Origin of the sequence: Aliivibrio fischeri (genome assembly GCF_009727955.1) — a bacterium.
GTDB classification, from domain to species: domain Bacteria; phylum Pseudomonadota; class Gammaproteobacteria; order Enterobacterales; family Vibrionaceae; genus Aliivibrio; species Aliivibrio fischeri_A.
The window spans coordinates 192916-204810 of sequence record NZ_WOBR01000008.1 but is presented as its reverse complement, the minus strand read 5'-3'; the positions used below and the strand labels follow the sequence as shown (position 1 = coordinate 204810).

The following is an 11895-nucleotide window of genomic DNA, read 5'->3' as shown; positions in this document are numbered from 1 at the left end:
TATCTTATGGGTCACATTATATACATGATACCCTTACTTTGTATATTGATATATGTCAAAAAACTACAAAAACTTTCAATTAATTCAGATTGAAAATCTTGTCCTAAATCAATAAAGTGCCATATAGCTTGCTTGTAGCACGTTTTTTATGGTTATTGGTTTTGTTTTCTTTTTGTCGATTTGTAGTAAATTTACTACAAAATTAACTATTTACCTCATTCATGATTTATATAGCCAATTGTGGGTAGGGCAGAGAAGTACTGACAAATAAAGTGTTTACCGTAATAATAAGACGAAATAAATTTTGAAAGGAAATAACAGAGATGAAATATATTGGTGCGCATGTATCTGCTGCTGGTGGTGTTGATCAAGCGCCAAAACGCGCTTATCAAATTGGCGCTAATGCTTTTGCTTTATTTACAAAAAATCAACGTCAATGGGTAGCAAAACCATTAACAAAGAAAATCATCTCTGATTTTAAGGCTAACTGTAAGCGATTTGGCTTTAGTAGTGATCAAATCCTACCGCATGACTCATACCTAATTAATTTAGGAGCGCCTGAAGCTGAGAAGCTTGAAAAATCACGAGCGGCTTTTATTGATGAAATGGAGCGCTGTCATCAACTTGGTTTAACGTTATTAAACTTCCATCCAGGGAGTCATTTGAAGAAAATTTCAGAAGATGAATGTTTATCTTTAATTGCTGAATCGATCAACCTTGCTCATCAAGCGGTTCCTGATGTTGTTGCTGTTATTGAAAATACGGCAGGGCAAGGAACTAATCTGGGATGGAAATTTGAACAACTTGCTCAAATTATTGAACAAGTCGAAGATAAATCTCGAGTAGGGATTTGTATTGATACTTGTCACACGTTTGCTGCTGGATACGATTTAAGTTCAAAAGAAGCGTGTGAGCATACTTTCGCTGAATTTGAACGTATTGTTGGTTTCCAGTATTTACGAGGTATGCATATTAACGATGCAAAAATCGAATTAGGCAGTCGAGTTGATCGCCATCATTCGTTGGGGCAAGGAACGATCGGTTGGGATTGCTTTGAATATATTATGCAGGATGACCGATTTAATAATATACCGTTAGTTTTAGAAACGATTGATCCTGATCTTTGGAAAGATGAGATCGCTCAATTAAGAACGCTAAGTGAGAAAAAGTAATGGTATTAACTTGGGACTCTATTATATCAGCAGAAAAAAAGAAGGCTTACTATCAGTCTATGTCGGAAAAGATTGATGCCCAGCGCGCTCTTGAAAAACGTATTTTCCCAAAAGAAGAGCATATTTTTACTGCCTTTGACTTAACTCCTTTGAATGATGTAAAAGTGGTTATTCTTGGTCAAGATCCTTATCACGGAGAGGGGCAAGCACATGGATTGTCTTTCTCTGTGTTGCCTGGAGTCAAAATCCCTCCCTCTTTACGTAATATGTATAAAGAGCTGGCTGAGGATATTCCCGGTTTTACTATTCCTGAGCATGGATACTTAAAAACATGGGCAGAACAAGGGGTGCTGCTGTTGAACACGGTTCTGACTGTTGAGGAAGCAAAAGCTCATTCTCATGCCAAGCTTGGTTGGGAAACTTTTACTGATAGTATTATCAAAAGAATCAATGAGGATATGGAAGGCGTTATCTTTTTATTGTGGGGTGCTCACGCTCAGAAAAAGGGAGCGAATATTGATACAAGTCGTCACTTTATTCTTCAGGCTCCACATCCATCCCCTTTATCAGCACATCGCGGTTTTTTTGGTTGTAAGCATTTTTCACAAACGAATGAATTGTTACGCCAGCAAAACTTATCTGAAATCAATTGGGGATCGGTTACATTAAGTTAACTGGATAAAATTTGAACTCAATCCTGTGCTCTCATACTGATGATATACACTTATCTATTGTAATAGTTTACAAAGTAAAGGAGGACAGGATGCTTATTGAAAGTATTTATAAGGAGCATGGATACATAAATCGTATTGTGCAATTACTTGATAGTAAGTTGGAACGATTAGAGGATGAAAAAACAGTTAACTATAATGTAATTCGTGAAGGCGTTGATTATTTATCTTCTTTTGCTGAAAAAACTCACCATCCTAAAGAGGATATGATTTATCAATATTATATTGATCATTATGGTAAACATGAGGGGGTAAGTGATTTGCTTGAGGCTCATCATACTCTTTCACAAGATACTGAAGATTTTTCAATTACGATTGATATGATTTTAAATGATGCCATTGTACCTAAAGACATATTTAAAGCTCATTTGAAGGCATTTACTAAGCGTATAAAAGATCATTTAACACAAGAAGAGCAAGAGATTTTTCCTTTTTTAAAGGCGCACTTAACAACGGATGATTGGGATACCCTCGAGAAAGATTGGAAAGAGGTAGATGATCCTGTCTTTGGGGATAAGGTCGATAAACGCTATCGAGAATTAGCTGAAAAGGTAAGATAAGTTAGTTATATAAAAGGAGAGCAAGATGCTCTCCTTTTTCTTTAGAGGATTTTTATTTTAAATAGACATCGTCTAGATTACCGTTGAAAAAAGGGTCGAGCTCTTTTAGCTCATGTAATAATTGGCGGCGATCTTGAATCTCCTCAATCTCACGCCATAGGCGTTTGGCTTGCTTCTTTTTTGTCGTTGTTGTTTTCGTCGCTAATATATCGTTTAGTGTGTACCCATCCATAAGCACCTCATTTTTATAAATATTACAAAGAGTAAAACCATCCATTTAGCATGCTATTAAGTATCATAGAGAATAAATTATGACCTTGAACTGTTTCTCATTTGTTGATTTTTTATGAATTTTTTATGAGATAACGATCACTTAAATGCAATATATAGATAATTAATACTCAAAATGAGCGTCATAAAGGAATAAAAAATCAAAAGATAGCTAATTTTTTTATGTTTGTTTTTTGTTAACAGGAGTGCCGTTGGTTATCTGTCATCATTCGGTTTATTAGCAAACGTTTGTTTTAGTATGAAGATGCCGATTAAAAAATAATATTTAATATAGTAGTAAGTATCTTGTTGTTTTCTCTTAGGCATTCTTTTTAATTATCTTTATTTACTGTTCATTATTCCAATCTAATTTTGTAATTTTGTTGATTGAAATGTCATTAATATGCGTATTATTTGTTGCTTTGATAGCATTATTTTCTGAAATTGTAGAAAAAGTGTCACCTTTACTACATGTGTTTTCTATTGATTTTTTGTCAAATACTGATCATCATTCAGCACGCCAATCTTAAGCATCATTAAATGCATAAATAATTCATGAAAGTGAATAAAGGGGTAATCCCATAATTAATAGAATGATAGTTTAAGGTTAGGACGAGAAGGGGACACTTAATGATATTAAGTGTGTATGTGTTTTTACGAATGTAACTGAGGGGGAAAAGTGGCAAGTCTTATTAATTTATTGAATGACCTATTATGGGGTTCAGTACTTGTATATTTATTAGTTGCTATCGGTATCTACTTCACTGTTCGATTGGGTTTTATTCAATTCCGTCATTTTGGACATATGTTTTCGGTATTGAAGGACAGTCGAAAGTCAGACACATCAGGTATTTCATCATTCCAAGCATTATGTACGAGTTTAGCGGCTCGAGTTGGTACAGGGAACATGGCAGGGGTAGCTGTTGCGCTTACCGCTGGTGGACCTGGTGCTATTTTTTGGATGTGGTTGATTGCGATGTTAGGTATGGCAACATCATTTGCAGAAAGCACATTAGCGCAATTATATAAAACCAAAGACGATGATGGTAATTATCGTGGTGGTCCTGCCTATTATATGGAGAAGGGACTTGGAATGCGCTGGATGGGCGTGCTCTTTTCAGTTTTTTTAATCATCGCATTTGGTCTTGTATTTAACGCTGTTCAAGCCAACTCTATCGTTGGTGCAATGCAAACTGCATTTGGTTGGAAGCCTTTATATGTTGGTGTTGCGATTGTAATTTTATCTGCCATTGTAATTTTTGGTGGATTTAGAACAATTGCACGTACCGCTGAAATTGTTGTACCAGTAATGGCTTTAGCCTATTTGGCGATTGCTTTCTTTATCATGTTCACCAACATTGAAAAGCTACCAAGTGTCATTAGCTTGATATTCAAGAGTGCATTTGGTTTACAAGAAGCTGCAGCTGGTGGTTTAGGTTATGCAATAGCTCAAGCAATGATTAATGGTATTAAGCGTGGTTTGTTCTCGAATGAGGCAGGTATGGGCTCAGCTCCTAATGCTGCAGCATCTGCGACACCATATCCTCCGCACCCAGCCTCTCAAGGTTATGTACAAATGCTTGGTGTATTCATGGATACTATTGTGATTTGTTCTGCGACAGTGGCTATTATTTTGATGTCTGGTGAGTACGTTCCTCATGGTGAGGTCACTGGTATTGAATTAACTCAGTTAGCATTAACAAGTCAAGTTGGTGATTGGGGCGGTATTTTTGTTGCTGTAGCGATCTTCTTTTTTGCTTTTACCTCGATCATTGCTAACTACTCTTATGCGGAAACGAATTTAATATTCTTAGAGCATAATCACAAAGCGGGCATTGGTATTTTCCGAGTGATCGTTCTGGGTATGGTGATGTTTGGAGCGTTATCCTCATTACCTACTGTATGGGCATTAGCGGACGTATCAATGGGATTGATGGCAATTGTAAACTTAATAGCAATCGCATTGCTTTCAGGAACCGTGATTAAGCTTGCTAAAGATTATAATAAGCAACTTAAAGAAGGTAAATTACCTACCTTTGATAGTAAAGATTATCCAGAGCTTCACTCTCAATTAGAGGAAGGGATTTGGGATAATACAAAAGAGCAAAAATAGTCATTGTTTTTGCCCATCAAATAAATAGATAAAGCCATGCATTCGAGCGTGGCTTTTTTTTATTTGAATCGTTAATATCTTGTATATATAAAAATATACAGGGATATCTTGCTCATGCTTATTGTGGTTTCTCCAGCAAAAACACTCGATTATGAAACACCGCTACCAACATCTGCTTTTACTCAACCTGATTTCATTTCAGATTCGGCTGAGTTAATTAAGGTATGTAGAACATTAACGCCTGTTGATATCGCTAAATTAATGAAAGTAAGTGATAAAATTGCCAGTTTAAATGCTGTTCGTTTTGAAGAGTGGTCAACAACGTTTACTCAAGAGAATGCACGACCAGCTTTATTTGCTTTTAAAGGGGATGTATATACTGGTTTAGATGCAAATAGTTTGAGTGAAAGTGAAATTGAGTATGCTCAAACGAATTTGAGAATGTTATCTGGCTTATATGGGCTATTAAAGCCGTTGGACTTAATGCAGCCGTATCGTCTTGAAATGGGAACTAAGCTCGAAAATGGGCGAGGTGCAAACCTGTATCAATTTTGGGGAAGTTTAATTACTAATAAACTTAACCAAGAGTTAGAAGCTCAGGGCTCTGAAATATTAGTTAATTTAGCATCTAATGAGTACTTTAAATCTGTTAAGCCAAAAGAGCTGAAAGCAGATATTGTTACTCCTGTCTTTAAAGATTGCAAAAATGGTCAATATAAAATTATTAGTTTTTATGCGAAAAAAGCTCGTGGATTAATGGCTCGCTTTATTATTCAAAATAAGATCTCGAATGTTGAAGAATTAAAGAGTTTTGATAGTGATGGATATTACTTTGTTGAGGCAGAATCAACAGCGACTACGTTAGTCTTTAAGCGAGAAGAGCAGAATAAATAAACCCATATTTCAATAAATAAAATGTCAATAAAGTGTTTCACATTTGTACTTAACTCGTTATATTAACTAGGTGGTTGTAATTTAAACTTTTTCAGCTTCTTATAGAAGAGAAAGTAGTGAAATAATCAGGTTTTAAAATGGATTTTACCCCCAAGTTAACACAGAAAGTGTTAAAATCGGCGTAATGTCAAAATAATGGCAACCCTCTCAATTTTTTGAGAATAACTATAAAAGGACAAATCAAATGGCAGATCAAGGCGCTGTAACTGATTTAGCTACAACTGGTGTGGCTAATTTAGAGCATTGGCTAACAGATAATACTGAATTGTTTATTACTTATGGTGTAAACATTATTTCAGCTCTCGCGATTCTTTTTATCGGTAACATTATCGTAAAAAAAATAGCGAACAGTGTAAGTAACGTACTTAAAAAGAAAAAGATGGATAAAGCGGTTATCGACTTTGTTCACACTCTTGTTCGTTACCTTTTATTCATCATCGTATTAATTGCTGCATTAGGTAAAGTAGGCGTACAAACAGCATCGGTTGTTGCTGTGATTGGTGCGGCTGGTTTAGCGGTTGGTTTAGCGCTTCAAGGCTCGTTATCAAACTTTGCTGCTGGTGTATTGATCGTTGCTTTCCGTCCATTTAAATCTGGCGATTATGTCGAGATTGGTGGTGTTGCTGGTTCAGTTGACTCAATTCAAATTTTCCAAACGATCCTAACTACACCTGATAACAAAATGGTTGTAGTACCAAATGGTGGTGTTATTGGTAGCCCAATTACAAACTATTCTCGCCATGCAACGCGTCGTGTAGATCATGTTATTGGTGTTTCTTATAGTGCGGATCTTAAGAAAACAAAAGAAGTTATTACAAAAGTACTTGAGTCAGATCCTCGTGTATTGAAAACACCAGCTCCAACGGTTGGCGTTGTTGCTCTAGCTGATTCATCTGTGAACTTTGTTGTTCGCCCGTGGTGTAAAACTGCTGAGTATTGGGATGTTTACTTTGATACGCTTCAAGCGATTAAAGAAGGCCTAGATAACGAAGGTATTGAGATCCCATTCCCACAAATGGATGTTCATTTAAATAAAGTAGATTAATTTTTATTTAAATCAAAATATTAAATGCTACCTTCGGGTAGCATTTTTTTTGCCTTAACATGCATAATGATAAGGAATTATTTGCTGTTATTAGAGTCATAGCAATATGACATTATCTTGAGAATAAAAAATGAAAAAAATAATAAGTGTTTTATGTTTATCAGCTTTCTTAACGCCTGTAGCAATGGCTGCATCACCAGATTTCCCTCACTTGGAAGTTTCTGGTAAAGGAGAGGTTTTTGTTGTACCTGATATGGCTCAGTTCTCAGTGGATGTCGTTGAAAGTAAGGCAACAGCAGAAAAAGCGAAACAGGCTGCGGATAAAGCAGTAACTGGATTTTTAGCTCGCTTAGAAGTACAAGGTGTTAAACGTGAGAATATTAATAGTGGTAATATTCGTTTAACCCCTGAATACCGTTATCCAAAAGGTAAAAAGCCAGAGCTTGTTGGTTATAAAGCCACTCGAAATATTACCGTTACTGTAATGGATTTAAATAAATTGAATGGTTATTTAGATAAAGCATTGGGTGAGGGGATTAATCGTATTAACCATATTGAATTAAAAACAAGCAAAGAAAAGCAATACATTGAAGCGGCTCGTTTAGAAGCAATTCAAGATGCGAATGAAAAAGCCGCATCTTTAGCTAAAGGATTTGGAACTTCTGTTAAAGGGGTTTGGAAGGTTTCATATCATAATAATTACAGCCAACCTGTGCTAATGAGAAGTATGGCGATGGATAGCGCTGCAAATACAGCTGAAAGTTATCAGGATAACCAAATGGTGATTTCTGACTCTGTATCTGTTGTATATCGACTTAACTGATTACATTATTTAATATGAATAAAATGGGCAGCTAATTAAGCTGCCCATTTTTTATTTATCTTAATGAAGAATTCGAGCGCGGATAGTGCCTTCAATTGCTTTTAGTTGAACCAGAGCTTCTTCTGCTCGTGCGGTTTCAACATCAATAACAACATAGCCCATATCTGCTGATGTTTGTAAGTATTGAGCTGCAATGTTAATGCCTTCATTAGCAAAAATACTGTTTATTTGAGTTAGAATACCTGGACGGTTTTCATGGATATGCAATAAACGTGATGTATCAGTATGTTCAGGAAGTGACACTTCAGGGAAGTTAACTGATGATAATGTTGAACCATTGTCTGAGTATTTTGTTAGTTTACCCGCAACTTCAACCCCAATATTTTCTTGAGCTTCTTGAGTAGAACCCCCAACATGCGGCGTTAAGATTACATTATCAAACTTTTGTAATGGTGACTCAAATGGGTCAGCGTTTGTTTTTGGTTCTACAGGGAATACATCAACCGCTGCGCCACCTAAATGCCCAGACTCTAATGCGTCACATAGATCTTGAATTTTTACAACAGTTCCACGAGCAGCGTTAATAAAGATAGCCCCTGGTTTCATACGAGCAAATTCTTCTGCCCCCATCATGTCTTTTGTTCCAGCTGTTTCAGGAACATGTAGAGAGATCACATCACACTTATTTAATAATTCACTCATGGTAGGGATTTGAGTTGCATTACCTAGAGAAAGTTTATTTTCGATATCATAGTAATAAACTCGCATACCTAGGTTTTCAGCTAAAATGCCTAATTGTGTACCGATATGTCCATAACCTATGATACCCAAACGTTTGCCTCGCGCTTCAAAAGAAGCGTCAGCACTTTTTTTCCAAATACCACGGTGTGCTAATGCATTCTTTTCTGGGATACCACGAAGTAATAGTAGAATTTGACCTAAAACTAATTCAGCAACGCTTCGAGTATTAGAGAAAGGAGCATTGAATACTGGAATACCACGTTTTGCGGCTGCTTTTAAATCAACTTGGTTTGTGCCGATACAGAAACAACCAACAGCAACCAATTTGTTTGCAGCATCAAATACTTCTTGTGTTAATTGAGTGCGGGAGCGAAGACCAATAAAATGAACATCTTTTACTGCTTCTAAGAGTTCTTCTTCAGAGAGTGAACCTTTGTGGTATTCAATATTGGTGTAACCATCTGCTTGGAAAACTTCAACACAAGATGGGTGCAATCCTTCTAAAAGAAGAATTTTGATTTTTTCTTTTTCCAGAGATACTTTTGCCATGGTCGTTCTTATCCTTAAAAACAAAATTATGATGTGATTTATTGCTTGCTGATTATAAAGTATCAAAAAATAATCAGTTTGGGTAAGAAAATTACGGAATAGTTAATAAAAAACGGTGCTAATGAGCACCGTTTGTAATGAAATAACATTTTTGCTCCCTATTAGTAAGGGAACATTAAGTTTAGGTAGTTACTTAGTCGAACTTCTTAACGCCTTCTGGAGCACCTACTAATAGGACATCTGCACCACGGTGTGCAAATAGACCTACAGTTACTACGCCTGGAAGAGCATTGATTTTATCTTCTAGATCTTTTGCATCTGTAATTTTCATACCGTGAACATCAAGGATCACATTACCATTATCAGTAATTACGCCTTCACGGTATGCAGGGTCGCCACCTAATTTAACTAACTCACGAGCAACATAAGAGCGAGCCATTGGAATAACTTCAACAGGAAGTGGGAATTGACCTAAAACATCAACTTGCTTTGTGTCATCAACAATACAGATAAATTTATCAGAAATTGCAGCAACGATTTTTTCACGAGTAAGAGCTGCGCCGCCGCCTTTAATCATTTCGTTCTTGCCGTTAATTTCATCGGCACCATCAACATAAACATCAAGGCCTGCAACATCATTACAATCAAAAACTTCAATACCCAGTTCTTTTAACTTCTCTGTTGAAGCTACTGAGCTTGATACTGCGCCTTTAATTTCATTCTTCATGGTCGCAAGTGCGTCGATGAAATGGTTTACGGTTGAACCTGTACCTACACCAACAATGCTGCCAGCTTCTACGTATTCTAACGCTGCCCAACCAGCTGCTTTTTTCATCTCATCTTGAGTCATGACCTTCTCCTAGAAATATAATGTGCAAATGAAAGCGGCGTGATTATAGCGTAGAGTTTTTTCTTCGTCAGAAAAAATAAGTCAGTAAAGCGTAAAAAATGAATAAAATAGAAGCAAAGCAAACGGTTTCGGTTAACTATTTACCAGTACCATGTTTTTTGAGGCGTGATGATTTGAGGAAGTGGTACATCCCAAGATTCAATCGGTAGTAATGAAACTTGCTGACAAGTGTGTGATAACCCTATCGGCATTGGACCTTGCTGATGGGAGTGCCAATTAGAGAGTGTTCGGTCGTAGTACCCTCCGCCCATACCTAAACGATTACCGGTATGATCAAAAGCAACTAACGGCGTCAAAATTAGATCTAATTCAGAGGTCGGTATAATTTTAGTTTTGTTTAGTTTGGGTTCTAGGATCTGATATTTATTATGAACAAGTGGTGAGTTTTCAGTGTACTCGAGGAATAATAAATGACCCTTTGAGAATGGGTGTATTACAGGTAAAGCGACTTGTTTGCCCTGTGCCCATAACCAAGTGATGAGTGGATTGGTATCGATTTCACCATCGGAAGATAAATAGACGGCAATAGAGTGTGCTTTTTGAATTACAGGATTGATAGAACACTGCTGGACAAGAGCGTTGGCTGCTTGAGATTGTTCAATTGGAGATAAAGCGTTACGACGTTGACGTGTAGATTGTCGAATGAGTCGACGAGATGTCATGGAATACCCCAAAGTGCCGTAGTGGTCGTAGCCCTTGAACCCTAGGTTCAAGGCGGATCAGCAAAGTTTACCGTAGGCTTCTCAGTACAAGCCGAGCATGCTCAATAGCAAACAAGTACTAACCCTAATTTGTGCTTATCGGCTCAGGGACATAGATCCGCCTACAAACACTCCAGGGTAAATTTGATTCTTTTGCTATCCTTAGCGATGTTTCTATTCTGCCGTACTTTCTTCTGTTTGGCTAGGCTTAACTGTAGAAATTGCCGCTTCTAATGCGCTTGCAAGTAATCCCATGCGTTCATAAACATCAGAAGAGTGCTTACTTGCTTCTTTTTTGGCCGCATGAAGTTCGTAGCAGATATTTAACGACGTAATAGTCAATAGCTGTTCAGTATTGGTCACTTTGGTTCGTTCAGATAATTCATTTACACGATTATCTAAATCTTGAGCGGCTTCTTTTAATGCAGCTTCTTGACCAGCAGGGCAGTTAACCTTGATGGCTCGTCCTAATATTTGGACTTGCACGGCTTGGCTTGTCATCAATACATTACTCATCGTTAAACTATAAGATTCACTGACTTCATAAATAATCAGTGATAAGTGAATGAAACTATAAGAAATGATGTAAAAAGATTCAAGTATTTCGCATCGCTTTGTTGATGGTGGTTAACTATATTCTTAATAAAACAACAATCTGATGAAAAGATACTCAATTGCGAGAGATAGTGAGTTTTCTGAAAATGCATGAAGTGGTAGCATGGAGATATTAATCCTAATCTAGAGATCGTCAAATATGAGCGAAATTAAAATGCCAGAGTTTTTAACCGTTGAGTCAGCTTTAAAAGACAGCGGACTTGCAGTTACACCATCAGAATTGCATGGTCTATTAGTTGGCATGATAAGCGGTGGTCTATCTCTTGACGATCAAACCTGGAAGCCATTGATTTATGATTACACTAACGATGGTATGGGATGGCCAGACAGTGCAATTAAAGTAGGAAGTGCAGTATTCCAATGTACAGTAGCAGAACTAACCGCTGAGAAGTTGGCTTTAGAGTTGCTAATCCCTAGTGAGAAAGAGAGCTTAATGAATCGAGCTGATGGGTTAAGTGAATGGGTTAACCATTTTATCTCTGGTTTAGGTTTAGTTGAGCTTAAATTAGATAAAACATCTGATGCGCTGAAAGAAGCGTTGGCTGATTTAGAAGAAATTGCACGTTTAGGTATTGATGAAGAGGATGATCTTGAAGAACAAGAAAACCTCTTTGAACAAATAGTAGAGCATGTGCGCATTTGTGTTCTTACTATTCATGCTGAATTAGGTCAGCAAATACATACTGATGCATCTAAAACAGTGCATTAATG

The 11895-nt window shown here is 36.9% G+C and carries 13 protein-coding genes and 1 other RNA gene; 8 read left to right on the top strand and 6 right to left on the bottom strand.

All coding sequences use genetic code 11. From position 1 onward, the window contains the following. The first annotated feature begins 323 nt into the window (after positions 1-323). The 3 genes from nfo to GNP81_RS12735 all read left to right on the top strand — a co-directional run bounded on the left by nfo (position 324) and on the right by GNP81_RS12735 (position 2463). Positions 324-1172 (top strand): deoxyribonuclease IV, encoded by an 849-nt coding sequence (gene nfo / locus GNP81_RS12745; protein ID WP_155669933.1) that lies wholly within the window; start codon positions 324-326, stop codon positions 1170-1172. After that, entirely contained in the window at positions 1172-1846 is a 675-nt protein-coding gene (ung, locus tag GNP81_RS12740) for a uracil-DNA glycosylase (protein WP_155673381.1), read from the top strand. Before nfo ends, ung begins: the two co-directional genes overlap by 1 nt. An 89-nt stretch (positions 1847-1935) precedes the next feature. Continuing rightward, positions 1936-2463, top strand: a complete 528-nt coding sequence (locus GNP81_RS12735) for a hemerythrin domain-containing protein (RefSeq protein WP_155669928.1) — start codon at positions 1936-1938, stop codon at positions 2461-2463. 52 nt (positions 2464-2515) lie between these two features. On the opposite strand, the gene GNP81_RS12730 is transcribed toward GNP81_RS12735, so the two are convergent. Beyond that, the gene (locus GNP81_RS12730) at positions 2516-2695 is read right to left on the bottom strand and encodes a DUF3545 family protein (RefSeq protein ID WP_005420756.1); all 180 of its coding nucleotides are present in this window, start codon (positions 2693-2695) and stop codon (positions 2516-2518) included. 717 nt (positions 2696-3412) lie between these two features. On the opposite strand from GNP81_RS12730, the gene GNP81_RS12725 reads away from it, so the two are divergent. The 4 genes from GNP81_RS12725 (at position 3413) to GNP81_RS12710 (ending at position 7668) form a co-directional block, all read left to right on the top strand. After that, entirely contained in the window at positions 3413-4846 is a 1434-nt protein-coding gene (locus tag GNP81_RS12725; protein ID WP_336495503.1) for an alanine/glycine:cation symporter family protein, read from the top strand. Between the two features lie 114 nt (positions 4847-4960). Further along, positions 4961-5740 carry a peroxide stress protein YaaA gene (yaaA, locus tag GNP81_RS12720; RefSeq protein WP_155659285.1) on the top strand — a complete coding sequence of 260 codons (780 nt, stop codon included), beginning with the start codon at positions 4961-4963 and terminating at the stop codon, positions 5738-5740. A 244-nt stretch (positions 5741-5984) separates the two neighbouring features. Further along, complete coding sequence (gene mscS / locus GNP81_RS12715) at positions 5985-6845, top strand: small-conductance mechanosensitive channel MscS (RefSeq protein WP_155669926.1); 861 nt, start codon at positions 5985-5987, stop codon at positions 6843-6845. Between the two features lie 130 nt (positions 6846-6975). Further along, positions 6976-7668, top strand: coding sequence for an oxidative stress defense protein (locus GNP81_RS12710; RefSeq protein ID WP_155673380.1), 693 nt, complete (start codon positions 6976-6978; stop codon positions 7666-7668). Between the two features lie 60 nt (positions 7669-7728). Here GNP81_RS12710 and serA read toward each other — a convergent pair whose 3' ends face one another. From serA to zapA, 5 genes are all read right to left on the bottom strand, one after another. Next, positions 7729-8958 (bottom strand): phosphoglycerate dehydrogenase, encoded by a 1230-nt coding sequence (serA, locus tag GNP81_RS12705; RefSeq protein WP_005420747.1) that lies wholly within the window; start codon positions 8956-8958, stop codon positions 7729-7731. Between the two features lie 193 nt (positions 8959-9151). Further along, a complete protein-coding gene (rpiA, locus tag GNP81_RS12700; RefSeq protein WP_005420746.1) occupies positions 9152-9808 on the bottom strand; it encodes a ribose-5-phosphate isomerase RpiA in 657 nt (218 codons plus the stop codon). A gap of 140 nt (positions 9809-9948) precedes the next feature. Then, the gene (locus GNP81_RS12695; protein WP_155669922.1) at positions 9949-10530 is read right to left on the bottom strand and encodes a 5-formyltetrahydrofolate cyclo-ligase; all 582 of its coding nucleotides are present in this window, start codon (positions 10528-10530) and stop codon (positions 9949-9951) included. Position 10531: 1 nt separating this feature from the next. Next, a non-coding RNA gene (ssrS, locus tag GNP81_RS12690) (6S RNA) lies at positions 10532-10712 on the bottom strand. Positions 10713-10743: 31 nt separating this feature from the next. After that, positions 10744-11070 carry a cell division protein ZapA gene (gene zapA / locus GNP81_RS12685; protein WP_005420743.1) on the bottom strand — a complete coding sequence of 109 codons (327 nt, stop codon included), beginning with the start codon at positions 11068-11070 and terminating at the stop codon, positions 10744-10746. Positions 11071-11323: 253 nt separating this feature from the next. Here zapA and GNP81_RS12680 point away from each other — a divergent pair, with 253 nt between their 5' ends. Then, positions 11324-11893, top strand: coding sequence for a YecA/YgfB family protein (locus tag GNP81_RS12680; RefSeq protein ID WP_155669920.1), 570 nt, complete (start codon positions 11324-11326; stop codon positions 11891-11893). Positions 11894-11895 lie beyond the last annotated feature (2 nt).